The organism is Kribbella sp. CA-247076 (assembly GCF_050942445.1).
Lineage (GTDB): Bacteria > Actinomycetota > Actinomycetes > Propionibacteriales > Kribbellaceae > Kribbella.
In genome coordinates this window covers 6,708,046-6,729,251 of sequence record NZ_CP192051.1, presented here as the reverse complement: position 1 = coordinate 6,729,251, position 21,206 = coordinate 6,708,046, and the positions used below count along the sequence as shown (strand labels likewise).

Below are 21,206 nucleotides of genomic sequence, written 5' to 3'. Positions count from 1 at the left end.
ACACAAATCGACGGCAGCCCTGCCGGTGGGCGCCGGTGGCAGCAACGAAAACGCCGTCCCTGACGGTTACTTCGGAGTCAGGGACGGCGGTCTCGGCGGTCATGCCGCGGTGGTGGGTCGGAGAGCCCGGCGAGCGTGCCGCGGCTCGGTCCGCTCGGTGCGCCCGGTGTCCTCCGCGCGCTTCCGACGGGCGGCCGCGCGGAACTCGCGGGTGATCCGCTCCTGCCGGTAGGCGGTCTCCGCCTTGATCGATTCAGGTGTCATGAACATGGTGTCTGCCTCCCCTCAGGCTTTCCGGCCGAACAGGTGGACGAGGTGCCGGCGCGACCGCGTGGTCCGGTGCTGCCGGAAGTCGCGGCTGAGACGCTCCCTGCGGTAGTCGACCTCCGCCTTGACCGCTTCGTTCGTGAACATCGCTGCTCCTCCAGTCGTGTCCTCGGCTCCCTGCCGATGCCCCCAATCTCCACCCCTGAGGTAGCCCCCCACATCAGAACTCCTCCCTATCCCCCACCCCCACAACTCCCTAGGCGGCCGACCGAACCCTCAGAAGCGCCGCCCGCACGACGAAGCGCGGCCGGCTGGGAGCCGGCCGCGCTGGTGGGTGGGGGTCAGGCGGTGATCTTGCGCTCACATCGCCGGACGGGCCCGTAGTTCGGGCTTGCGGGGTGCGGGCGCCACCGTCCTGGGCTTGCGCTGGAACCAGAACGGCCGCTGGAAGTCCCGCTTGATCCGGTCCTGGCGGTACTTGACCTCTGCCTGGACGGAGCTGGTCGAGTAGATGAGCATGATCTCCTCCGCGAGCTTGTCGATGCCACGACAGTGCTCGCCTGAGGTCCACCCCCACATCGGCACAACTCCCTAGGCCTGCCCCACCCGCGCCTTAGATCGCGCCCCAGCCATCTCACGCGGCGCTCCGCAAGCAGTCACCCCACGCGGGCCTCGGTGCGACAGCCGGGGGCGGGGGATGGGCGGGTCAGGTGCTGTAGGACAGGCTGAGTTCGAAGTGTTCGGGGTCGAGGAGGCTCTCGGCGTACTCGGCGAAGCGGTTGTCGGCGGTCCAGCTCGTGCGTTCGGTGTGGAGGAACCACGTGCCTTCCGCCCGGCCGAGCAAGGCGGCCTCGGCGGGATCCAGGGGGCGGCCGCGGAGTCGTTGTTCGCAGTGGTCGAGGTGCAGGCCGGCCCCGTGCAGCGTGGCGGCGATCGAGCCGTGGTCGAGACCGCGGCCGGGCAGGTCGCGAAGGGATGCGAGCGCAGGGATCCGGCTGCGTTCGAGCGAGATCGCCTCACCGTCCGCGAGCTGCCGCAGCCGTTCGATCACGACCACGTCCGGGGATTCGAGCCCGAGCCGCGAAGCCAAGACCACGTCCTGCTCGAGGGTGATCCGCACAGTCCGCATCCGGGTCTCGACGCCTTGCTCGGCCAGGGCATGCGTCCAGCCGAGCCGTCCGTCCAGCGGCCGCCCGTCGAACAGCACGAACGAGCCCTTGCCGGTCCGGGTGGTGATCAGCCCGTCCTCGGTGAGTACGGCGAGGGCCGAACGGACCGTGTTCCGGCTGACCGAGAACCGCTTGGCGAGCTCGACCTCACCGGGCAGCTGGGCGCCTCGCCGTACCAGGCCGGATCGGATCTCCCGGGCGAGTACGGCGGCGATGCGCTCGTGCTTCAGTGAGATGTCGGGCATCGGCGGCTCACTGGTTGAGCGCGCGGACCTGGTCGACGGTGACGATCTCCAGCATCGGCGAGTAGAGCCGCATGATGTCGATCGCCTTCTGGTGGCTGACGTCGTCCGCGCCGGCGCACGCGTCCTCGACCACCTGGACGTAGACACCGGCGTCGACCGCGGCCAACGCCGTCGTGATCACGCAGCAGTCCGTGGTCACGCCTGCCAGGACCAGGTGCCCGCCGGTGCCGACGCGTTCGGCCAGCTCGGGTCCCCAGGCACCGAAGGTGGTCTTGTCGAGCGTCGGCGCGCCCTTGAACTCGTCGACGAGTTGGTAGTCGTCCGACTCCGGCGGCTGCAGGGCGAACGGGTAGAGCTCGTAGTACGTCGCCCAGGAACCGACGGGTTTCTCGGGCGCGACGAACCGGGTGAAGACCACCTGCGGGGAGAGGATCTCGATCAGTTCCTTCGTGGGCTTGACCACCCGCTGGAAGTCCGGGGCGGCCCAGCCTGAGTCCGGGTCCGCGAAGATCCGCTGGAGGTCGATCAGCGCGAGTACCGGAGCCATCAGCCCACCTCTTCCTGCCTGCGTACGGCGGACCTTCCGCCGACCAGTTGCACCACGAAGCCGGCGACCAACGCGAACAGGACCCCGAGGTTCGCGTACGCCCAGGGGCCTTCCTTGCCGCCGAGGTTCAGGTAGCCCCAGAGGCCTTCGGAGCTGCCGACGTCGAGCAGGTAGCCCTGCCAGGTCAGCCAGCCGGCCAACGTGTTCGTGACCAGTCCCCAGCCGATGGCGGTCGCAACCACCATCGTGGCGACGGGCAGCCAGCGGACGTCGCCGTACCGGCCGCGCGGGTCGTAGAGGTCGGTGTCGGCGTAGTCGCGGCGGCGGGTGGCGATGTCGGCGAGCATGATGCCGCACCAAGCCGCGACCGGTACGCCGAGCGTGATCAGGAAGCCCTGGAACTCGCCGAGGAACTCGTCACCGTAGAAGACCACGTAGATCGTGCCCGCGATCATCACCAGGCCGTCGATGAACGCGGCGACGTACCGGGGCGCGGGCAGGCCGATCGACAGCAGGGCGAGGCCGGAGGAGTAGATGTCGAGTACGGCGCCGCCGACCAGACCGAGCACCGCGACGATCACGAACGGCACCAGGAACCAGGTCGGTAGCGCGGCCGCGAGCGCGCCGATCGGGTCGGCCGCGATCGCCTCGCTGAGCTTGGTCGACGAACCCGCCAGCAGCAGACCGAAGCCGAAGAGGATCACCGGCGCGACGGACGCGCCGAACGTGGTCCAGCCGACCACGCCGGCGTTGGACGACTGCCGCGGCAGGTAGCGCGAGTAGTCGGCCGCCAGGTTGACCCAGCCGAGGCCGAAGCCGGTCATCAGGAACACCAGCGCACCGATCAGCTGCTGGCTCGACCCGCTCTGCAGGTCGGACACCGTGCTCCAGCTGATCCGGTCGGCGACCAGGACGATGTAGACGACCGTGAGTACGCCGGTGACGATGGTGATCACCGCCTGCGCCCGCATGATCAGGTCGAACCCGAGCACCCCGCAGGCGACGATCAGTACGCCGACCACGATCAGCGCGATCACCTTCGTCGTCGCGCCGCCGCCCCAGCCGAGGCGCTCGAACACGGTCGCGGTCGCGAGCGTCGCCAGGATCGTCAGCACGGTCTCCCAGCCGACCGTCAGCAGCCAGGACACCAGTGACGGGAGTTTGTTGCCGCGGACACCGAACACGGCCCGGCTGAGCACCATCGTCGGTGCCGAACCGCGTTTGCCGGCCAGCGAGATCAGCCCGCAGAGCAGGAACGAGAACACGATGCCGGCCACGCCGGCGATCAGCGCCTGCCAGAACGAGATGCCGAACCCGAGCGCGAACGCGCCGTAGCTCAGGCCGAGCACCGAGACGTTCGCCCCGAACCACGGCCAGAACAGCTGCCTCGGCCGGCCCTTCCGCTCCTCGTCCGCGATCACGTTCAGCCCGTTGCTCTCCACCGCGAGCGCCCGCGTCTCCGGTCCCCGCACCTCAAGCTGATCGGCCATGCCGTCTCCAACCCGAATGAACCTGTCCAGTCCTGTCCAATCACGGTAGGCCCGGGCCGTTCGGGTGGTCAAGAATGAGCAGCATGCGGAGTAGCGCGGTGGACGGGTTCTCGCTCGCGTACGACCGGGACGGGGACGGACCGGCCGTCGTACTGCTGCACGGCTGGCCGGGCGACCGGACCGACTACCGGATCCTGGCGCCGATGCTGGTCGAGCGCGGACTCGACGTGGTGGTGCCCGATCTCCGCGGCTTCGGCGAGTCCGACAGGTCGTCGGCGGACCCCATGCAGTACGGCGTCGCGGCGCAGGGACGGAGCGTTGTCGGGCTGATCGAGGAGCTCGGGCTCGACCAGTCGGTCCTCGCCGGGTACGACATCGGCAGCCGGATCGCGCAGGGGATCGCGCGGAGCCGGCCCGACCTGGTCCGCGGCATGGTGCTCGCGCCACCGTTGCCGGGGATCGGGAAGCGGGTGTTCTCCGAGCATGCCCAGGCGGAGTTCTGGTACCAGGCGTTCCACCGGTTGCCGGTGATCGAGGAGTTGATCGACGGGAAGCCGGCCGCGGTCCGGTCGTACCTGGGGCACTTCTGGACGCACTGGTCCGGACCCGGCTTCGAGCCCGAGCTGGATCACCTGGTCGACGTGTACTCGCGGCCGGGTGCGTTCACGGCGTCGATCAACTGGTACCGGGCCGGTGCGGGCTCGGTCGCCACGTCGGCGGCCGAGACGGCGCCGGCGTCGTACGATCGGATCGCCGTACCGACGGTGGTGCTGTGGCCGGAGTTCGACCCGCTGTTCCCGCGCGCGTGGTCGGACCGGCTGGACGACTTCTTCAGCGACGAACGGCTCCGGTACGTCGACGGCGTCGGCCACTACGCCCCGCTCGAGTACCCGGAGATCCTCGCCGAGGAGATTGTCGGACTAGGCTGACCCCATGGCCCAGACCGAGCTGCCGTTGCCGACCGTGCGGCCGGACGTGGGTGCGTTGGCGCGGCTTGCGCCCGAGCCGGTCCGGTACCTGCTGAACTGGGGCCGGAAGTACTCCCTCTGGGTGTTCAACTTCGGCCTCGCCTGCTGCGCGATCGAGTTCATCGCCGCGTCGATGGGCCGGCACGACTTCATCCGACTGGGAGTGATCCCGTTCGCACCGGGGCCCCGGCAGGCCGACCTGATGGTGGTGTCGGGCACTGTCACGGACAAGATGGCGCCGGCGATCAAGCGGCTCTACGACCAGATGCCGGAGCCGAAGTACGTGATCTCGTTCGGCTCCTGCTCGAACTCGGGCGGCCCGTACTGGGACTCGTACTGCGTGACCAAGGGCGTCGACCAGATCATCCCGGTCGACGTCTACGTGCCCGGCTGCCCGCCGCGGCCGGAGGCGCTGCTGCAGGGCATCCTCAAACTGCAGGAGAAGATCGCCGGCGAGAACATGCCGAGCCGGTACGACGAGCCGTCCGCGGCCGCGCTGACCCGGGACCTGGTGACGCCGACCCGTCCGGGGCCGCCGCAGTGAGCACCGACGCCCTCGACGCGCTGACCGAGGCGGGGATCGCCGCGACCCAGGCGGACAGCTTCGGCCCGGCGGCGATCGACGTACCGGCGGAGTCGTGGGTCGCCGCGCACGAGGTACTGCGGGACGCGGTCGGGTTGACGTTCTTCGACTTCCTGACGGCCAGCGACGAGCTCACCGACGGGTTCCGGGTGGTGTCGCATCTGGCCGATTTCTGGGGCGGGTCGCACGTCGAGCATCTGCTGGTCCGGACGTTGGTGCCGCGGGCGAAACCCGAGTTGGCGACCCTGTCGGAGCTGTACGCCGGGGCGAACTGGCACGAGCGGGAGACGGCCGAGATGTTCGGGATCGTCTTCGCGGATCACCCCGGCCTGGTGCCGTTGTTGTTGCCGGACGGGTTCGAGGGGAATCCGTTGCGGAAGGAGTTCGTGCTCGCGTCGCGGGTCGCGAAGCCGTGGCCGGGGGCGAAGGAGCCGGGGGAGTCCGACCACGCGCCGTCGCACGGCGCGCCCAGTCGCCGGCGGACCCTGCCGCCCGGGGTGCCGGACCCGGAGACCTGGGGGCCGCGCCCGCCGGGTTCGCCTGATCCGGATCCGCTGGCGCCGGCACAGGCGGCGTCCACTCCGGCCCGCCCCCGCCGAGCCGCCGGCGAACGCCGAGCCCGCAAACAAACCGAGCCGCCACCGAAGCCTGAGGACGGGGCGTCGTCGGCCGAGCCGTCGTGATTCCGGCTGCTGCTGAGCTCGCCGTCTACACCCTCGAACGTCAGCACCGGCTGCTGCGGACCTGGGTGGATGACGCGACCCTGCTCGCGGCGTTCACCAAGCAGCACGACGAAGTCGACGTACTGCTGGCCACGGATCTCGCGATCGCGACCGCCCGCGCCGAGCGCTTCGCCCCGGGCCGGCCGGCCGAGTCGATGCTCAACCGCTGGCTCCCCGCCGGCGACCTGCACGCCATGTTCAGCATGCGCTTCGAGGGCCTCGACCCCACGAAACCGTTCGTCGACGCCACCCCGATGACGCGCTCACCCCGGACCGAGGACCTGACCGCCCTGGCCGCCACAGCACTAGATGCCTACGGCATCCACCGCCCGCGTTACCTCCGCCTGTGGAGCGCCGAGCCGCGCATCCGCGGCACGCACCCCGACCGCCGGTTCCTCTCCGCGCCGATCAGTGAGTTGCAGCCCCACGACGTACCCGCCGGCCTCGCTCTGCGGCCCGCCGCCAAGGTCGACCACTACGACGAAGCGCAGACGGCGTACGACGCGATGGACGCCGACCACCCGGCCCACGCCGGACAGGCCGCACTGCAGGACCGCGACGATCTCCAGGAGGCCGCGGACGTCGGGCTGTTGTTCGACGTCACCGTCGACGGCGAATGGGCCGGCTACGTGTCGGCGACCCTCGACAGCGGGGACACGGCCGGGCTTCCGACGTACGTCGTTCAGGAGCTCATCCTGACGCCCGCCCACCGCGGTCACGGCTACGGTCCGCACCTCACCGCCCTGCTGGCGCAGGCCCTTCCGGACAAGACCCGGCTCCTGACCGGGACCATCCACGCCGCCAACACCGGCGCCCGCAGCGCCGCGCTGAAGGCCGGCCGCCACGACATCGGCGGCTGGGTTCAGTTGCCGTTGGGTGGGGTGTAGTAGAAGACCTCTTCCCGGACGATGCGGCCGTCGGCGACGGTGCAGAGGGAGAGCTTCGTGGTCCGGTAGCGCCGGCCGCTGCGGGTGTTGCGTTGGTCGAAGGTGAAGCGGACGGCGAAGTGGTCGTCGAGGACGAACGGGCCGAGGAGGTCGACGGCCAGGTACTCGACGTCGACGCTCAGTCGTCGGGCGTTCTCGAGCACGGCCTCGGTGCCCTGCAGTTCGACCTCCTCGCCGTCGGTTTCGAGCGGCGCGACCCGGACCGCGTCGGGAGCGGCCAACGCCAGCGCGTCGTCGACCCGGCCGGCGCTCAGCGCGGCGACGTACCGGTCGGCGATCTCGGCGGTGGAGAGGACCCGGAACTCGTCGGCGTGTTCCTCGGCCCACTCGGCGAAGGTGCGGGCGGGACGTCCGGTGAGCCGGGGGACGGTGGTGGTGACCGGTTCGGGGTCGTCGGCCAGCGAGGACCAGTAGGTCACCGACGAGTCGGCCAGGGCCGGGTCAGCGCCCATATCGAGCATCGACTGGCGGGCCTCGGCCGGCGACTGCTCCTCGATCCGCATCGGCTTGCCGACGGCCCGGGCGATCGTCTGCACCTGCTCGGCCTGCGTGAGCACCTCCGGTCCTGTCAGCACGTACGTCTCGCCCACGTGCCGGTCGTCGAGCAGCGTGAGTACGGCGACGGCCGCGATGTCCCGTTCGTGGATCAGCGATCGACCCGCCTCCGGGAACGGCAGCCGGACGGTGTCCCCGGTCCGGAAGTCCTCCGCCCAGGCCTGCGCGTTGACCGCGAAACCGGTCGGTCTCAGGTAGGTCCAGTCCCTCCCGTTCTTGGCAAGCAGCTCCTCCACGTGACCCCACACGCCACTCGTGGTCACGGCGGACAGGTAGACCACGCGCTTCGGCAACGCCGCGACGACCGGCTCGGCGCCGTCCGCGCTGAACGACGGCCACAGCAGGAACGCCGCGTCCGCGCCGTCCGCCGCCCGTCGTACGGCGTCCGGGTCGTAGACGTCACCCTGGGCCAACTCGACGTCCGGCGGTAGTCCGGCGACCTCCGGCGTACGGACCAAGGCGCGGACGGTAACGCCGGCGGCCCGCAGCCCGGCGACGACATGGCGACCGACGCGGCCGGTGGCTCCGATGACAAGGACGGTGCTGTGCGAATTCATGCGACCCACCCTGTGACCTCAACGTTGGTTGAGGTCAAGCGGTAGTCGGTAGGGTGCGGTCATGGTCGAGTTCGTGGTGCGGGTGGTCGGCGTGGTCGTCGCCTTCCTGGTGGCGCCCTTGCTGGTCGGTCAGGCCGAGCACAAGGTGATGGCGCACATGCAGTCGCGACTCGGCCCGATGTACGCGGGCGCGTTCCACGGCTGGGCGCAACTGGTCGCGGACGGCGTGAAGTTCGTGCAGAAGGAGAGCGTGGTCCCGGCCGCCGCGGACCGGCGGGTGTTCGAGTGGGCCCCGATCGTCGCGATCCTGCCGTACCTGGCCGCGATCGCCGCGATCCCGCTGGCACCGGGAATCGTCGGTGCGGACCTCGACTCCGGGTTGTTCTTCGTGCTCGCGGTGATGAGCATCGGCGTCCTCGGCTCGCTGATGGCGGGCTGGGGGAGCGGGAACAAGTACAGCCTGCTCGGCGGGCTGCGGGTCGCGGCGCAGTTGATGAGCTACGAGTTGCCGTTCGTGCTGTCGGCGGCGAGTGTCGCGGTCGCGGCCGGGACGCTGAGCCTCACCGGGATCGCCGAGGCGTGGAACCCGTGGTGGTTGCTCTGGCAGCTGCCCGGGCTGGTGGTGTTCTTCATCGCCGGGCTGGCCGAGCTCCAGCGGCCGCCGTTCGACATGCCGGTCGCGGACTCCGAGGTGATCTTCGGGCCGTACACGGAGTACACCGGCCTGCGGTTCGCGATGTTCCTGCTCGCGGAGTACGCCGGGATCGTCGTCCTCGCCGGGCTCACGACCGTGCTGTTCCTCGGCGGCTGGAGCGGGCCCGGGCCGGACTCGATCGGCTGGATCTGGTCCATCGTCAAGATCGCCTTCGTCGCGGTCGTGGTGATCTGGGTCCGGGTCTCCTTCCCCCGGCTCCGCGCCGACCAACTCCAGCGGCTCGCCTGGCAGGCGCTCGTCCCGATCGCCCTCCTCCAACTCGCCCTCACCGGCATCGGCGTCACGGTCTTCTGACGGTTCGGGGAGGATCTTGCCCCCGGATCGGGGGAAGATCCTCCCCGAATCGGGTTAGGGCGTGGCGAGGGCCTCGGTGGGGGAGAGGCGGGAGGCCCGGACGGCGGGGTAAAGGCCGGCCAGGGCCCCGATGACGAGCGTGGCGGCCACGCCACCGGCCAGGGACCAGAGCGGGATCACCGTCAGCCAGTTCTGGTACGACGCGTAGGCGGCGCTGACCGCGGAGCCGAGGAGGGCTCCGCCGGCGCCGCCCAGGGCGGAGAGCAGGAGCGACTCGGTCAGGAACTGGGTGCGGATCTGGCCCCGGGTCGCGCCCAGGGAGCGGCGAAGCCCGATCTCGGCGCGGCGTTCCAGCACCGAGATCACCATGATGTTGGCGACGCCGACCCCGCCGACGAGCAACGCGACCGCGCCCAGGCCGAGGAGGAGACCGGTGAACGCTTCGCCGGCGGCCTGTTTGGCGGCCAGCGCGTCCGACGGCCGGGAGACGTCCACCTCGTTGGGCGCCTCCGGGTTGGCCGTTGCCCCGAGCACCGATCGGACCGCCTCCACCTGCGAGTCGTCCGAGCGCGTGTAGATCGTGGTCGGATGCCCGTCGAAGTCCAGCGTGGTGTCGGCCGCCGGCCACCCCATCAGGGCGGCGCTGTCCAGCTCCGGCGCGAGCGCGGCCGGCTCGAGGATGCCGAGCACGGTGAACCACGTGTTGCCGATCAGCACCTGCGTGTCCGGACCCGCCCGCGTGACGCCGAGCCGCTCGGCGGCGCTCGCCCCGAGCACGGTCGCCGGGTAGCGGCCGGTCGCCGCGTCGATCCACTTCCCGCTGCGGACGACGCCGCCGATCGTGTCCAGGAGATTCGGCCGGGCGGCGTACGCGATGATGCCGTTGGTCTCGACCTCCGGGATCTTGTCGCTCCGGTACACCGACGCGTCGTCCACCCGGCCGACCGCCGACTGCGCCAGGACCGGGCCGATCCGGCCGACCATCGCCTCCGCGGTGAGCGGGAGCTGGGCCTGTTCGCCGGTCAGCCGGGTGCCGGGCGCGACCGTCAGCAGGTTGGTGCCCAGGGCATCGAGTTGGCCGTCGAGCTCGGCCCGCGAGGACGACGAGATGCCGACCACGGCCACCATCGCGGCGATCCCGATCGCGATCCCCAGCGCCGACAGGAACGCCCGCATCGGCCGCGTCCGCAACCCGATCGCCCCGACCCGGACCACGTCCCGCGGCCACAGTTTCGCCGGCTTCAGCTCAGGACTCGCGGTCATCCGAACACCTCCTCGAGAATGCGGCCGTCGCGCATCCGGACCTGGCGCGGGAGCGACGCCGCGATGTCCCGGTCGTGCGTGATGATGACGACCGTCGTACCGCTCGCGTGGAGGTCGCGTAGCAACTGCATCACCCCGGCCCCCGACGCCGAATCCAAGGCCCCCGTCGGCTCGTCGGCGAGCAGTACGGCGGGCTCGCCCGCGACCGCCCGCGCGACGGCGACCCGTTGCCGCTCGCCACCGGACAGTTCATGCGGTTCGTGGTCCATGCGGTGCTCGAGGCCGACCCGTCGCAACGCGGTCGCCGCCCGTTTCCTCCGGGCCGACGGCCGCAGCCCGGAGTACAGGAGCCCGTCGGCCACGTTGTCCAGCGCGCGTACGCCGGACGCGAGGTGGAACTGCTGGAACACGAAGCCGATCCGGGTCGCCCGCAGCGCGGACAGACCCGAGTCGGACAACCGCGCGACGTCGTACCGGTCGATCCGGACCGTGCCCGACGTCGGCCGGTCCAACGTGCCGAGGACGTTGAGCATCGTCGACTTGCCCGAGCCGGACGGCCCGACGATCGCGATCAGCTCGCCGCGGTCGATCCGCAGGCTGACGCCGCCGAGCGCGGTGACGCCGCCCGGGTACACCTTCGTCACCTCGGTCAGCTCGATCACTTCGGGATCCCCACCTCGGTGCCCGCCTTGATCCCGGCGCCGCTGATCTCGACCTGGCCGCCGGCGAACAGTCCGGTCTTCACCGGCACGTACCGCGACGCCGTACCGTCGACGACCTCGACGCCGAACCCGCCCTCGCGGAGCGCGACCAGCGCGGCCACCGGGACGGTCAGCACGTTCTTCCGCTCGGACGCGGTGAAGGTGACGTCGACGGAGGCCAGCGACCACGCGGCCACCGCCTTCTGGTTGTCGATGGCCACGATGACCTCGACCTTCGTCTCCGGGTCCTTCTCCGCGCTCTCGGCCGGGATGATCACCGTCGACACCTTCTCCACCCGGCCCGGCACGACGCCCCCGTCCGGGAGGGTGACGTCGACCTTCGCCTTCGGCTTGGCGAGCCGCTGGTCGGCGGCGTCCAGCTGGACGGTCACCGCCTTCGTCGTACCGGTGTAGGTGAGGACGTTCTGGTTCGGGCCGATCGGTGCGCCCTCCGCCGCCTGCACGCTGTCCACCCGGATGTGCCCGGGCGCGAACAGCACACTGCCGAGCTCCACGACCCCTGTCTCCTCCAGACCGAGGTCCTCCTGCCACTCCGCGACCGCCTCGGCCGTGGCGTCGGTGTACTCGTCGTCGACGGTGAACCCGGTGTAGCCCATCGCACTGAGGTTCTGCTCGAGTTGCAGGACGTCAGTCCCTTCCGTGCCGTCCACGAGCTTCCGGTACGCCGGCAGAGCGCCGTACATCAGCGTGGTCGGCTTGTTGTCCACGCTGTAGACGGTGTGGCCGCGGCGGAACTCCTGTCCGCTGTCGGGTACGCCGGTGATCGTCCCGGCCGCGCGGTTGACCGCGGCGGATGTCGTACCGAAGCCGAGCTCGCCGTCGGCGCTCTCGGTGTCCTTGAGTGTCTGCTGCGCGACTTTGGTCGTGTTGACGGGTACTGCGGCCGCGGTCTGGTCTGCTGCCTGGCTGGTGTCGCCCCGGTTCACCAGGAACGCGCTCGCGGCGCCCCCGGCGGCCAGCACGACCACAGCGGTCAGTGCTCGGCGCATCACTTCTGCTTCCCGGCCATGATCGGCTGGCAGGTCTCCTGCGCCTTCTTGAAGTCCGGGTCGTCACCGACTCCCGGGCCGACCATGATGCCGCGCTGACCCGGCTCGGGGTCCGGGAACTTCTCCACGCCGTTCTCCCGCATGCACGCGGCGAACTTGCGGCCGTTCTCCTCCTGCTGCGGGTTCGGGCCGCTCTCACCCTGCGGGTTGAACTCCTTGCAGGCCTCCATCGCCTGCTGGACCTTCTCCTGGGTGACGCCCGACTCGCGGTTGAACTTGAGCATCGGTCCCTTGCCCGGCTCCGGGTCCGGCACGTCGAGGCCCTGCTCCCGCAGGCACTGGGTGAACTTGATCGCCTTCTCGTCCCGGCTCATGCTCGCCGGCGCGCTGCTGGGCGTGGTCGCCTCCGCCTGCGCCCCGGTCCCCGAAGCCACCTGGTTGTCCGGCTCCTCCGAGCCGCAACCGGTCAGCAGTACGGCGGTCGCCAGCAGCGCCGCGGCCAGAGTGGTCTTACGCATCACGTCTCCTCGAGATCGGTGTTTCTGCCGCCCCAGCCTTGGCCGCGGACCGTTTCGCCACCGTTTCCGGACCCGATAACACGGAGGAAACACGCGCGTCGGGGATCATGGAGTGCGTGCGAGTGCTGGTGGTCGAGGACGAACCGTTGCTGGCGGCAGCGATCGCGGAGTGGTTGCGGGACGACTCCCACGCGGTCGACGTGGCCGGCGACGGCGGTGCCGCGCTCGAGCGGCTGACGGTGAACGAGTACGACGTACTCGTGCTGGACCGGGACATCCCCGTCGTGCACGGGGACGAGGTGTGCCGGCGGCTGGTCGAGTCCGGGTCGGCCACGCGGGTGCTCATGCTGACGGCGGCGGCCGCGGTCACCGACCGGGTCGCCGGGTTGGGGCTCGGGGCGGACGACTACCTGACCAAGCCGTTCGCGTTCGCCGAGCTGGCCGCCCGGGTGCTCGCGCTGGGCCGCCGGAGCCGGCCGGCCGATCCGCCGGTACTGCGGCGTGCCGGGGTGACCCTGGACCCGGCGCGGCACGAGGTGTTCCGGGACGGGCGGTACGTACCGCTGTCCAAGAAGGAGTTCGCCGTACTGGCCGAACTGCTGCGGGCCGACGGCGCGACCGTCTCGGCCGAACAACTGCTGGAGAAGGCATGGGACGAACACGTGGATCCGTTCACCGGGGCGGTTCGGCTGACCATCCTGAAGCTACGGCGGAAGCTGGGGGAGCCGGGGCTGGTGGAGACGGTGACCGGGGTCGGGTACCGCATCCTATGAGGCGGCTGACGCTGCGGGGGCGGTTGACGTTGCGGGGCCGGCTGACGCTGATCTACGGCGGGCTGTTCATGGTCGCCGGTGTGCTGCTGCTGGGTGTGACCTACGTGCTGTTCAGCCAGAACCTCAACGGTGGCTACCGGGTGCTGGTGCAGGGGACGCACCTCAGTCCACCGGCCGACGGAGCCACACCGTCGCCGGGGGCACCCCGAACGCGGTTGCCCAACCAGGTCTACGTGCTGAACAAGGACGGCGACGTACTCACCGGGCCGGCCGCGGACCAAGCGGTGCAGGAGCAGCGGGAGCAGGTGCGGCAGGCGGCGATCAAGTCGCTGCTCACCCAAGGCAGCATCGCCCTGGTCGTCGTCGGCGGTCTGGCGGCCGGGTTCGGCTGGCTGGTCGCCGGGCGCGTGCTGGCGCCGCTCCACCGGGTCACCGACACCGCGCGACGCATCGCCGCGTCCCCGGCCGCCCTGCACGAGCGGATCGCCCTGCGCGGCCCCGACGACGAGGTGAAGAACCTCGCCGACGCCTTCGACACGATGGTCGAACGCCTCGACCACTCGTTCGACGGCCAGCGCCGGTTCGTGGCCAACGCCTCCCACGAGCTGCGGACGCCGCTCACGCTCGGACGGGCGTTGGTCGAGGTCGCGATGCACCGCCGTACGGCGTCCGCGGACGTGAAGGAACTCGGCGAGAGTCTGCTGACGATCAACGCCCGCCACGAGCAACTGATCGACGGGCTGCTGATCCTGGCCGACTCGGAGAAGCAGCTCACCACCGTCTACCCGGTCAACCTCGGCGACATCGTCACCCACGTCGCCGGCCAGTTGTCAGCCGAAGCCGCCACCGCCGGCGTCGCCCTGTACCACGCCCCCGGCGACGCCCCCACGTCCGGCGACGCGCTGCTGCTGGAGCGCCTCGTCCACAACCTGGTCGAGAACGGCATCCGACACAATGTCGCCGCCGCGGACCGCCAGGCCATCACAATCGACCAGCAACCGGGTCACCGAGCGGGCGACCGCGACGAATCGTCGATTGTGATGGGCCGGGCGTCCGATACTCCGGCGGAGCGGTGGGTGCGAGTCGTCAGCAGGACGGCCGGCGACCACGTCGAGTTGGTCGTCACCAACACCGGCCCCGACATCCCGCCGTACGAAGTCGAATCCCTCTTCAAACCCTTCTACCGCCTCGGCACCGAACGACTCGTCGGCGGCAAAGGCGCCGGCCTCGGCCTCTCCATCGTCCGCTCGGTTGCCGAAGCCCACGCCGGCACCGTCACCGCCACCCCCCGCCCCGGCGGCGGCCTGCAAATCACCCTCACCCTCCCCACCACCCCCGCCTAGCACAACCGCCGACGGACGCGAGCTCCGGGGACCGGGGTGGAATTAGGCTGAGGTCGGGTGTCGATTCTTGGCTGCGGGGTTCGTGTAGGTGGTGAGAGCTCGCCTACCTGGAGGTGGTTATGAACCAGTACCTGCTCAGCATCTATCAGCCGGACGGGCCGCCGCCCTCGGAGGAGTTTCTCGAGCCGATCATGCGGGAGTTGCGGTCTCTGAACGCGGAGATGAAGACTGCCGGGGTCTGGGTGTTCGCGGCCGGGTTGCATCCGCCGGAGACCGCGACTGTGGTGAAGGCGGGTGGGGGCGACGTGCTGGTGACCGACGGGCCGTTCACCGAGGGCAAGGAACACCTCGGTGGATTCACCGTCATCGAGGTTGAGGACCTGGATGCGGCGCTCGGCTGGGCGCGCCGGCTCGCGCAGGTGCTCAGCCCGCTGTCGATCGAGGTCCGGCCCTCAGTCCTGTCGCCGGACGAGCCGTCCTGCCACGCGTGAGTGTTGACATCGCGGGGGTGTTCCGGGCCGAGCACGGGCGTGCGGTCGCCGTCCTGACGCGCGTGTTCGGGGACCTCGAGATCGCCGAGGACGCCGTCCAGGACGCGTTCGCGACGGCGGTGGAGAAGTGGCCGGCGAGCGGCGTACCGCCGAGCCCGGCGGGGTGGATCATCACGACCGCGCGCAACCGGGCGATCGACCGGCTGCGGCGGGAGGCGGTGCGCGAGGACAAGTACACGCAAGCGGCGCTGCTACATGCCGAGGACGAGCCAGTCGAGGAGGGGGCCGTGCACGACGACCGCCTCCGGCTGATCTTCACCTGCTGCCACCCCGCGCTCGCGCTGACCGTCCGGGTCGCGCTGACGCTGCGCATGCTCGGCGGCCTGACCACGGCCGAGATCGCGCACGCGTTCCTGGTCCCGGAGCCGACGATGGCGCAGCGCCTGGTCCGGGCGAAGGCGAAGATCCGGGCGGCCGGCATCCCGTACCGCGTGCCGTACGAGGCGGACCTGCCCGAGCGCCTCCGCGGCGTCCTCGCCGTCGTCTACCTGATCTTCAACGAGGGGTACGCCGCCTCGTCCGGCGAAACCCTCGTCCGCGACGACCTCTGCACCGAGGCGATCCGCCTCGGCCGCCTCCTGGTCGACCTCATGCCCGACGAACCCGAGGCCGCCGGTTTGCTCGCCCTCATGCTCCTCCAGCACTCCCGCCGCGCCGCCCGCATCAGCCCCGACGGCTCGCTGACCCGCCTGGCCGACCAGGACCGCTCGCTCTGGGACCGGCACCTGGTCGAGGAGGGCCACGAGCTGGTACGCCGCTGCCTCCGCCGCAACCACCCTGGTCCGTACCAGCTCCAGGCCGCGATCAACGCCGTACACACGGATGCCCTCACGGCCGCCGACACCGACTGGCCCCAGATCCTCCAGCTCTACAACCACCTCCTGACCCTCGACCCGACCCCGGTCGTAGCCCTCAACCGAGCCGTCGCCCTCGCCGAAGTCGAAGGCCCGTCCGCCGCCCTCGACGTCATCGACGACCTCGACCTCGGCTCCTACTACCTCTTCCACGCCATCCGAGCCGACCTCCTCCTCCGCCTCAACCGCCCCGAGGAAGCCCGCACCGCCTACCAAACAGCCCTAACCCTCACCGCCAACCAAGCCGAACAGACCTACCTGAAGGCCCGCCTGGCCAACCTCTGACCCCACACCCGGGTTGAGCTTCACCCGTTCTCGGATCCCGCGGAACGTCGTCGTGCGCGGCGTCGAGCGAGATGGCCGATCACGGCGCCGAGGTAGGCACCGATGACTGCCGCGAACGGACTCAGGAACACCGCGGGATCAGTCCATTCGTAGTGGGTAGGCGCGGTATTGAACCAGGCGAACGCGACGTTGGCGGCGACCATCGCCACAGCTCCGACGACCGCGCCCACCAGCGGGTAGTACCTGCCCATCTGCCGACCGTACGCGCGCTGCCGCCCTGTGAGAACCGGATGCCTGCGGCCGGTACTGTCACCTCGTGAGTCAGGGTGAGGTGAGCGCCGCAAGCTTCGACGCCGACCTGCCGGAGTTGCCCGCAAACCTGGAGCTCGACCTGCCGGGGTTGTTCGTGGCCGGGCGTCAGGTAGCACCCTTCGGCGAGCCGGTCGCCCTGGAGGTCGTTCAGCTCGGAGAAGTCACGAGCGGCTCGGGTGTGCTCACGGTCCGGGACTTCGGGTACGGCGATTTCGGCCTGGCACCGCTGACCCGACGGCTGCACGCCGGCACCTATCGGGCCGAGGTCTCCGGCACCGCAGGTACGAACGTCGCACTGCGCCTGATCGTCTCCGAGGCCCCGGCGGTCAGCTGGCATCCCGCGGAACTGGCCGGCGGGTCGAATATCATCGGGGTCGACGCCGGAAACGTCGTGATCCTCGACGTCGCGACACTCGCACGCTGCGAAGCCGAGCAGGTCGAGGAACTGTTCCAGGAGCAGTCCGAGCGGCTCGCGGACTGCAGGGGCTCGGTGTTCAGCCTCACCGGCGAGGTGAACGATGCGGTGATCGTGACGAGCGGGTACGGCGACGGCGCGTACCCGTGCTACTGGGGAGTGGCCGAGGACGGCACGATCACCTCACTCGTCGTCGACTTCCTCGTACTCGCCGAGGACAAGGTCCGCGTTGTCACCGTCCCCTGGCGACCGGGCACTGTGAACGCTCCCGAGCTGGCCGAGCACGGCCTGGAAGTTATCGCGAACCGCGGCACGTTCATCCTGACCCACCGAGGCGACGCGTTCAGCAAACTCCGGGTCCTCGCACCAGACGGCACGGTCCTCATGGACGGACACCACCTGAGCCTCACTGTGACCGACGACCAACACACCCAAAGCTGGAAACCCGCAGCCCCGCCTCCACCAGGGTCCGTCCTCGAACTGACCCTCCACGAGGGCTACCGCCACACCTAACCCGAACCCCTCCACAGAGCAGCGTGGGTCGGTTCAGGTCAGCGCGGGCGGAGGTGGTCGATCGTGATGTTGGGGTGGGTGGTTAGGCGGTGGGTTATGAGGGAGCGGTGGCAGGCTTCGGGGTCGCGTTCCACGCAGAGGAGGGCTGTGGCTCCGAGGGTGGGAAGGGACGTGATGAGCGGGGTGAGGTCGGCGTGGTCGAGGATTTCGGTGGTGTAGCGGTGGGTGTAGGCGGGCGACAGTTCGTGGCGGGTGCGCTTGCCGACTCCTTGGCGGGCGTCTTCGGCGTACTGGAGTTGGCGTAGCTCCGTCGTCGGGGCGAGCTCGGGGTGGTGCTCGTAGGCGATCCCCGCCTCAGCGAGGGCGGCCTGGAGGCGGAGTGAGTTCGCCCAGGCGTACTTGGGTCCGCGGACACCGCGGCGCTGGCGTACGTCGAGCAGCAGGCGAACGTCAGCCCGCCGTAGCTCCCGCAGGAAGGACTCGGCGTCGAACCCGTAAACGCCGATTGTCAACAATCGGACCATCGGCAATCACCTCCTGGACAGGCCCCCGCTGCCCGTGCGAAGACGAGCAGCGGAGGCAAGCATCACGCGACAGCCGTTCCCTCGAGCTCGACTAGCTGACCCGGGATCGCCAGGCGGGTCACGCCGAGCATGGTCGTGGTCGGCGCGACCCCGGCGGCGCCCAGCCGGGACGCGAGTACGCCGTAGTGCGGGAAAAGCAGGTCGACGTCGGTGGTGTAGACGTTGAGCCGGACGAGGTTCGCGAGCGACATCCCCGCCTCCCCGAGCACCGCCTCCAGGTTGTCGAGGCTCAGCGCCAGTTGCGCGGCCATGTCCCCGTCGTGCTGGGGTTTGCCGTCGGCACTCATCGCGGTCTGCCCCGAGCAGTACAGGGTCCGGGTGTGTCCCGAGACGACCTCGCCCTGATTGAACCCCATCTCCACCGACCACTTCACCGGGTTGACTGCCGTTCGTTCTGTTGCCACAGCTGCTCCATTCAAGCGTCAGCGGCCCGTCGCCGCTGCCCACGGAGCCCGAGCTTTCCGGCAAATCACGACACCCTTCGTCATGTATTTTGCTACCTTCCCCGTATGCGCGCCGACCGGTTGGTCTCGCTGGTCTTGCTGCTGCGCCAGCGCGGCCGGCTGACAGCGGACACGCTGGCCCGCGAGCTGGAGGTGTCCACCCGGACCGTGCTGCGCGATATCGAGGCGCTGTCGGCGGCCGGCGTACCGGTGTACGCCGAGCGTGGACGACACGGCGGGTTCTCGTTGCTGCCCGGCTTCCGGACCGAGCTGACCGGACTGAATCACGACGAGGCGCTGGCCTTGCTGACGGCCGGATCGGGGCGCGGCGAGCAGGTGTTCGGCCTCGGCTCGGCGCTCGCCTCGGCCATGCGCAAGGTGGTCGACGCGCTGCCCGAAAGCCACCGGGCGACCGCGAGCGACGCGGCCCAGCGCTTCCTGGTCGAGCCCGAGACCGACCTGCTCTCCCGCCGGCTGGTCACCGAGGAGGTGGCGCCCGCCGCGATGATCGAGGTACGGCGTGCCGTGCTCGGCGGACACCGGTTGCGTATCCACTACGCGGCCTCGGACCAGGAACCACAGTGGCGCACGGTCGACCCGATCGGCCTGGTGACGGTCCGGGACCGGGTCTACCTACTGGCCACGCGATCCGGCGCGGACCGCACGTACCGGCTGTCGCGGGTGCTGGCCGCCGAAGAGCTCCCCGAGCCGGCGCAACGGCCGAGCCGGGTCGACCTCGACCGGATCTGGCGGGAGCGCTGCGCGCAGTTCCTGTCCGACGGGCATCTCGCCGTACAGGTTCGGGTGAGCCCGGCGCGACGGGAGGACCTGCTCGACACTGCGGTGGCGGTCCGGGCCGAGGAGCCGGAGGCGGACGGCTGGCTTCGACTCGAGGTGACGTTCCAGGATTCCCGACACGCCGTATGGGCGTTGTGGCAGCTCGGCACGGACGCGGAAGCCCTCTCCCCACAGTCGTTGCGAACCGCCCTGCGCAACCGCGCCACCAAGATCGCCAGTCGTTACATGGACCCAAACCCGGTCCGATGACCTACCGGTACTTGCGCTTGTCCCGCCGGCCGTCCGGCCGCCGCGGCGGCGGCCGCTTCGTCAGCGCCGCCACGGCAGCACCGGCGATCGCGCCGAACGCGGCCGCGAACGGACTCATGAAGATCGCGGGATCGGTCCACTCGTAGTGGTCGGGTCCGCTCGCGAACCAGGCGAAGACCACGTTCGCGACCACCATGACGAAGGCGCCGAACACAGCGGCGCCCAGCAGCGGTTGGAACCTCCCCATCTCCCGAAGGTAGAGGCGCCGGCGGCACCTCGAAACCGGAGTCGGCGCGGCGGCCGGTTTCAGTAAGGTCGGGTACGGCTGCAGGGCTGGGAGGCCTCGGGTCGCGGCAGTTTGCGCCGGGAACGACTAGTGTCCTGCTAGCAGGGGTCCTACTGACGGGAGGAGGAGGCGTGGGTGTACCTGGCAAGGGGCTGATCGAGGGGCTGAAGGTCACCGCCAAGACCCTGGCCCGCCGCTCCGTCACCGAGCAGTACCCGGACGTCCAGCCGGAGCTGCCGCCGCGGACCCGGGGCGTGATCGCCCTGCTCGAGGAGAACTGCACCTCCTGCATGCTCTGCGCCCGCGAGTGCCCGAGCTGGTGCATCTACATCGACTCGCACACCGAGACCGCGCCGTCGGTCGGTGAGCAGGCCCGGGAGCGCAGCCGGAACGTGCTGGACCGGTTCGCGATCGACTTCAGCCTGTGCATGTACTGCGGGATCTGCATCGAGGCGTGCCCGTTCGACGCGCTGTTCTGGTCGCCGGAGTTCGAGTACGCCGAGACCGACATCCGCAACCTGACGCACGAGAAGGAACGCCTCCGCGACTGGATGTGGACGGTGCCGGCGCCGCAGCCGATCGACCCGGGCCCGACCGTGACGGCCGAGGAAACCGCCCCAGCCGAAACGGCTCGACCGGCGACACGTCCGCCGGGCACAGCCTCGCCCGGGACAGCCTCGAACGGGACAGCCTCGAACGGGACAGCCTCGCCGGGGACGTCTGCGCCCGGGGCGTCTGCGCCGGAGGGTGGGGCGTGACGACCGCACTCTTCTGCATCGCCGGAGCTGTCGCTCTCGTCGCCTCCGTCATCGTCGTCACCTCGCGCCGGATCGTGCACGCCGCCCTCTGGCTGGTCGTCGCCCTCGGCGCGGTGGCCGGCTGCTTCGGCGCGCTGCACGCCGAGTTCGTCGCGCTCGTCCAGATCCTGGTGTACGTCGGCGCCATCGTCGTACTCGTCCTGTTCGCCCTCATGCTCACCAAGGCCCCGACGAATCCGCTGCCCACGTTGACGTCCGGGCGCAGTCCGTTCGCGGCCGTGGTCGCCGGAGCGCTGGCGCTGCTCCTCGGCACCGGCGTGGTCATTGCTTTCGGCAACGAGAAGATCGAGCCGGTGCCGGACGGGTCCGCGGAGGCCGTGGGGACGGCGGTCTTCAAGACCTGGGTGCTGCCGTTCGAGGTGCTCTCGGTGCTGCTGCTGGCCGCGCTGATCGGCGCGATCGCCTTGTCCCAGCGCAAGAAGGAGGACTGA

General features: G+C 70.3%; 27 protein-coding genes and 1 pseudogene. 13 read left to right on the top strand and 15 right to left on the bottom strand.

All coding sequences use genetic code 11. The features are described from left to right. Positions 1-99 precede the first annotated feature (99 nt). From ACQPYZ_RS32095 to ACQPYZ_RS32070, 6 genes are all read right to left on the bottom strand, one after another. Positions 100-264 (bottom strand): hypothetical protein, encoded by a 165-nt coding sequence (locus tag ACQPYZ_RS32095; RefSeq protein ID WP_433162666.1) that lies wholly within the window; start codon positions 262-264, stop codon positions 100-102. A gap of 21 nt (positions 265-285) precedes the next feature. Continuing rightward, complete coding sequence (locus ACQPYZ_RS32090; RefSeq protein ID WP_433162665.1) at positions 286-414, bottom strand: hypothetical protein; 129 nt, start codon at positions 412-414, stop codon at positions 286-288. Positions 415-627: 213 nt separating this feature from the next. Next, positions 628-846, bottom strand: coding sequence for a hypothetical protein (locus ACQPYZ_RS32085; RefSeq protein ID WP_433162664.1), 219 nt, complete (start codon positions 844-846; stop codon positions 628-630). 127 nt (positions 847-973) lie between these two features. Beyond that, positions 974-1,681, bottom strand: coding sequence for a GntR family transcriptional regulator (locus ACQPYZ_RS32080; protein WP_433162663.1), 708 nt, complete (start codon positions 1,679-1,681; stop codon positions 974-976). Between the two features lie 7 nt (positions 1,682-1,688). After that, positions 1,689-2,228 carry a cysteine hydrolase family protein gene (locus ACQPYZ_RS32075; protein ID WP_433162662.1) on the bottom strand — a complete coding sequence of 180 codons (540 nt, stop codon included), beginning with the start codon at positions 2,226-2,228 and terminating at the stop codon, positions 1,689-1,691. Then, positions 2,228-3,718, bottom strand: a complete 1,491-nt coding sequence (locus ACQPYZ_RS32070) for a purine-cytosine permease family protein (RefSeq protein WP_433162660.1) — start codon at positions 3,716-3,718, stop codon at positions 2,228-2,230. The genes ACQPYZ_RS32075 and ACQPYZ_RS32070 overlap by 1 nt, the downstream gene beginning before the upstream one ends. Positions 3,719-3,801: 83 nt before the next feature. On the opposite strand from ACQPYZ_RS32070, the gene ACQPYZ_RS32065 reads away from it, so the two are divergent. The 4 genes from ACQPYZ_RS32065 to ACQPYZ_RS32050 are packed head-to-tail and all read left to right on the top strand — an operon-like array spanning position 3,802 to position 6,878. After that, positions 3,802-4,647: an alpha/beta fold hydrolase gene (locus ACQPYZ_RS32065; RefSeq protein WP_433162659.1), complete on the top strand. Its 846-nt coding sequence runs from the start codon at positions 3,802-3,804 to the stop codon at positions 4,645-4,647. Between the two features lie 4 nt (positions 4,648-4,651). Then, complete coding sequence (locus tag ACQPYZ_RS32060) at positions 4,652-5,230, top strand: NADH-quinone oxidoreductase subunit B (RefSeq protein WP_433162658.1); 579 nt, start codon at positions 4,652-4,654, stop codon at positions 5,228-5,230. Next, on the top strand, positions 5,227-5,952 hold the full coding sequence (locus ACQPYZ_RS32055; RefSeq protein ID WP_433162657.1) for an NADH-quinone oxidoreductase subunit C: 726 nt from the start codon (positions 5,227-5,229) through the stop codon (positions 5,950-5,952). Before ACQPYZ_RS32060 ends, ACQPYZ_RS32055 begins: the two co-directional genes overlap by 4 nt. After that, positions 5,949-6,878 (top strand): GNAT family N-acetyltransferase, encoded by a 930-nt coding sequence (locus tag ACQPYZ_RS32050; protein ID WP_433162656.1) that lies wholly within the window; start codon positions 5,949-5,951, stop codon positions 6,876-6,878. The genes ACQPYZ_RS32055 and ACQPYZ_RS32050 overlap by 4 nt, the downstream gene beginning before the upstream one ends. Here the strand turns inward: ACQPYZ_RS32050 and ACQPYZ_RS32045 are convergent. Further along, a complete protein-coding gene (locus tag ACQPYZ_RS32045; protein ID WP_433162655.1) occupies positions 6,854-8,050 on the bottom strand; it encodes an NAD(P)H-binding protein in 1,197 nt (398 codons plus the stop codon). The genes ACQPYZ_RS32050 and ACQPYZ_RS32045 overlap by 25 nt on opposite strands. Before the next feature lie 61 nt (positions 8,051-8,111). On the opposite strand from ACQPYZ_RS32045, the gene ACQPYZ_RS32040 reads away from it, so the two are divergent. Next, the gene (locus ACQPYZ_RS32040) at positions 8,112-9,059 is read left to right on the top strand and encodes a complex I subunit 1/NuoH family protein (RefSeq protein WP_433162653.1); all 948 of its coding nucleotides are present in this window, start codon (positions 8,112-8,114) and stop codon (positions 9,057-9,059) included. A gap of 54 nt (positions 9,060-9,113) precedes the next feature. Here the strand turns inward: ACQPYZ_RS32040 and ACQPYZ_RS32035 are convergent, their stop codons facing one another. Genes ACQPYZ_RS32035 through ACQPYZ_RS32020 form a run of 4 tightly spaced genes read right to left on the bottom strand, consistent with a single transcriptional unit; the run spans position 9,114 to position 12,551 of the window. Continuing rightward, on the bottom strand, positions 9,114-10,322 hold the full coding sequence (locus ACQPYZ_RS32035; protein WP_433162652.1) for an ABC transporter permease: 1,209 nt from the start codon (positions 10,320-10,322) through the stop codon (positions 9,114-9,116). After that, positions 10,319-10,984, bottom strand: a complete 666-nt coding sequence (locus ACQPYZ_RS32030; RefSeq protein WP_433162651.1) for an ABC transporter ATP-binding protein — start codon at positions 10,982-10,984, stop codon at positions 10,319-10,321. The genes ACQPYZ_RS32035 and ACQPYZ_RS32030 overlap by 4 nt, the downstream gene beginning before the upstream one ends. Beyond that, on the bottom strand, positions 10,981-12,033 hold the full coding sequence (locus ACQPYZ_RS32025; RefSeq protein ID WP_433162649.1) for a peptidoglycan-binding protein: 1,053 nt from the start codon (positions 12,031-12,033) through the stop codon (positions 10,981-10,983). The genes ACQPYZ_RS32030 and ACQPYZ_RS32025 overlap by 4 nt, the downstream gene beginning before the upstream one ends. After that, on the bottom strand, positions 12,033-12,551 hold the full coding sequence (locus ACQPYZ_RS32020; protein WP_433162648.1) for a hypothetical protein: 519 nt from the start codon (positions 12,549-12,551) through the stop codon (positions 12,033-12,035). The genes ACQPYZ_RS32025 and ACQPYZ_RS32020 overlap by 1 nt, the downstream gene beginning before the upstream one ends. 116 nt (positions 12,552-12,667) lie before the next feature. On the opposite strand from ACQPYZ_RS32020, the gene ACQPYZ_RS32015 reads away from it, so the two are divergent. From ACQPYZ_RS32015 to ACQPYZ_RS32000, 4 genes are all read left to right on the top strand, one after another. Then, positions 12,668-13,324 carry a response regulator transcription factor gene (locus tag ACQPYZ_RS32015; protein ID WP_433162647.1) on the top strand — a complete coding sequence of 219 codons (657 nt, stop codon included), beginning with the start codon at positions 12,668-12,670 and terminating at the stop codon, positions 13,322-13,324. After that, the gene (locus ACQPYZ_RS32010; RefSeq protein WP_433162645.1) at positions 13,321-14,667 is read left to right on the top strand and encodes a sensor histidine kinase; all 1,347 of its coding nucleotides are present in this window, start codon (positions 13,321-13,323) and stop codon (positions 14,665-14,667) included. Before ACQPYZ_RS32015 ends, ACQPYZ_RS32010 begins: the two co-directional genes overlap by 4 nt. A 119-nt stretch (positions 14,668-14,786) precedes the next feature. After that, entirely contained in the window at positions 14,787-15,158 is a 372-nt protein-coding gene (locus tag ACQPYZ_RS32005; RefSeq protein ID WP_433162644.1) for a YciI family protein, read from the top strand. After that, a complete protein-coding gene (locus ACQPYZ_RS32000; protein ID WP_433162642.1) occupies positions 15,155-16,357 on the top strand; it encodes an RNA polymerase sigma factor in 1,203 nt (400 codons plus the stop codon). Before ACQPYZ_RS32005 ends, ACQPYZ_RS32000 begins: the two co-directional genes overlap by 4 nt. Positions 16,358-16,377: 20 nt before the next feature. Here ACQPYZ_RS32000 and ACQPYZ_RS31995 read toward each other — a convergent pair whose 3' ends face one another. Next, positions 16,378-16,608 carry a hypothetical protein gene (locus ACQPYZ_RS31995; RefSeq protein ID WP_433162640.1) on the bottom strand — a complete coding sequence of 77 codons (231 nt, stop codon included), beginning with the start codon at positions 16,606-16,608 and terminating at the stop codon, positions 16,378-16,380. Positions 16,609-16,673: 65 nt separating this feature from the next. On the opposite strand from ACQPYZ_RS31995, the gene ACQPYZ_RS31990 reads away from it, so the two are divergent. Continuing rightward, a complete protein-coding gene (locus tag ACQPYZ_RS31990; RefSeq protein WP_433162638.1) occupies positions 16,674-17,597 on the top strand; it encodes a DUF4241 domain-containing protein in 924 nt (307 codons plus the stop codon). A 38-nt stretch (positions 17,598-17,635) separates the two neighbouring features. Here the strand turns inward: ACQPYZ_RS31990 and ACQPYZ_RS31985 are convergent, their stop codons facing one another. Together ACQPYZ_RS31985 and ACQPYZ_RS31980 are read right to left on the bottom strand one after the other, a co-directional pair. Further along, on the bottom strand, positions 17,636-18,109 hold the full coding sequence (locus tag ACQPYZ_RS31985) for a DUF488 family protein, N3 subclade (RefSeq protein ID WP_433162636.1): 474 nt from the start codon (positions 18,107-18,109) through the stop codon (positions 17,636-17,638). Positions 18,110-18,183: 74 nt separating this feature from the next. Next, positions 18,184-18,537, bottom strand: coding sequence for a RidA family protein (locus ACQPYZ_RS31980; protein WP_433169799.1), 354 nt, complete (start codon positions 18,535-18,537; stop codon positions 18,184-18,186). Between the two features lie 153 nt (positions 18,538-18,690). On the opposite strand from ACQPYZ_RS31980, the gene ACQPYZ_RS31975 reads away from it, so the two are divergent. Continuing rightward, on the top strand, positions 18,691-19,671 hold the full coding sequence (locus tag ACQPYZ_RS31975; protein ID WP_433162634.1) for a helix-turn-helix transcriptional regulator: 981 nt from the start codon (positions 18,691-18,693) through the stop codon (positions 19,669-19,671). Between the two features lies 1 nt (position 19,672). On the opposite strand, the gene ACQPYZ_RS31970 is transcribed toward ACQPYZ_RS31975, so the two are convergent. Continuing rightward, positions 19,673-19,918: a hypothetical protein gene (locus tag ACQPYZ_RS31970; RefSeq protein ID WP_433162632.1), complete on the bottom strand. Its 246-nt coding sequence runs from the start codon at positions 19,916-19,918 to the stop codon at positions 19,673-19,675. Between the two features lie 329 nt (positions 19,919-20,247). Between ACQPYZ_RS31970 and ACQPYZ_RS31965 the strand changes: the two are divergent. Both ACQPYZ_RS31965 and ACQPYZ_RS31960 read left to right on the top strand, forming a co-directional pair. Beyond that, a pseudogene (locus tag ACQPYZ_RS31965) lies at positions 20,248-20,439 on the top strand (4Fe-4S binding protein); the annotation flags it as partial. A 272-nt stretch (positions 20,440-20,711) separates the two neighbouring features. Continuing rightward, positions 20,712-21,206, top strand: a complete 495-nt coding sequence (locus ACQPYZ_RS31960) for an NADH-quinone oxidoreductase subunit J family protein (protein ID WP_433162631.1) — start codon at positions 20,712-20,714, stop codon at positions 21,204-21,206.

What these genes read in the sequence shown, in the direction of transcription:
- ACQPYZ_RS32095 (WP_433162666.1), bottom strand. Translation starts at nt 264, where the DNA reads ATGACACCTGAATCGATCAAGGCGGAGACCGCCTACCGGCAGGAGCGG.
- ACQPYZ_RS32090 (WP_433162665.1), bottom strand. Translation starts at nt 414, where the DNA reads ATGTTCACGAACGAAGCGGTCAAGGCGGAGGTCGACTACCGCAGGGAG.
- ACQPYZ_RS32085 (WP_433162664.1), bottom strand. Translation starts at nt 846, where the DNA reads ATGTGGGGGTGGACCTCAGGCGAGCACTGTCGTGGCATCGACAAGCTC.
- ACQPYZ_RS32080 (WP_433162663.1), bottom strand. Translation starts at nt 1,681, where the DNA reads ATGCCCGACATCTCACTGAAGCACGAGCGCATCGCCGCCGTACTCGCC.
- ACQPYZ_RS32075 (WP_433162662.1), bottom strand. Translation starts at nt 2,228, where the DNA reads ATGGCTCCGGTACTCGCGCTGATCGACCTCCAGCGGATCTTCGCGGAC.
- ACQPYZ_RS32070 (WP_433162660.1), bottom strand. Translation starts at nt 3,718, where the DNA reads ATGGCCGATCAGCTTGAGGTGCGGGGACCGGAGACGCGGGCGCTCGCG.
- ACQPYZ_RS32065 (WP_433162659.1), top strand. Translation starts at nt 3,802, where the DNA reads ATGCGGAGTAGCGCGGTGGACGGGTTCTCGCTCGCGTACGACCGGGAC.
- ACQPYZ_RS32060 (WP_433162658.1), top strand. Translation starts at nt 4,652, where the DNA reads ATGGCCCAGACCGAGCTGCCGTTGCCGACCGTGCGGCCGGACGTGGGT.
- ACQPYZ_RS32045 (WP_433162655.1), bottom strand. Translation starts at nt 8,050, where the DNA reads ATGAATTCGCACAGCACCGTCCTTGTCATCGGAGCCACCGGCCGCGTC.
- ACQPYZ_RS32040 (WP_433162653.1), top strand. Translation starts at nt 8,112, where the DNA reads ATGGTCGAGTTCGTGGTGCGGGTGGTCGGCGTGGTCGTCGCCTTCCTG.
- ACQPYZ_RS32035 (WP_433162652.1), bottom strand. Translation starts at nt 10,322, where the DNA reads ATGACCGCGAGTCCTGAGCTGAAGCCGGCGAAACTGTGGCCGCGGGAC.
- ACQPYZ_RS32025 (WP_433162649.1), bottom strand. Translation starts at nt 12,033, where the DNA reads ATGCGCCGAGCACTGACCGCTGTGGTCGTGCTGGCCGCCGGGGGCGCC.
- ACQPYZ_RS32020 (WP_433162648.1), bottom strand. Translation starts at nt 12,551, where the DNA reads ATGCGTAAGACCACTCTGGCCGCGGCGCTGCTGGCGACCGCCGTACTG.
- ACQPYZ_RS32010 (WP_433162645.1), top strand. Translation starts at nt 13,321, where the DNA reads ATGAGGCGGCTGACGCTGCGGGGGCGGTTGACGTTGCGGGGCCGGCTG.
- ACQPYZ_RS32005 (WP_433162644.1), top strand. Translation starts at nt 14,787, where the DNA reads ATGAACCAGTACCTGCTCAGCATCTATCAGCCGGACGGGCCGCCGCCC.
- ACQPYZ_RS31995 (WP_433162640.1), bottom strand. Translation starts at nt 16,608, where the DNA reads ATGGGCAGGTACTACCCGCTGGTGGGCGCGGTCGTCGGAGCTGTGGCG.
- ACQPYZ_RS31980 (WP_433169799.1), bottom strand. Translation starts at nt 18,537, where the DNA reads ATGGGGTTCAATCAGGGCGAGGTCGTCTCGGGACACACCCGGACCCTG.
- ACQPYZ_RS31975 (WP_433162634.1), top strand. Translation starts at nt 18,691, where the DNA reads ATGCGCGCCGACCGGTTGGTCTCGCTGGTCTTGCTGCTGCGCCAGCGC.
- ACQPYZ_RS31970 (WP_433162632.1), bottom strand. Translation starts at nt 19,918, where the DNA reads ATGGGGAGGTTCCAACCGCTGCTGGGCGCCGCTGTGTTCGGCGCCTTC.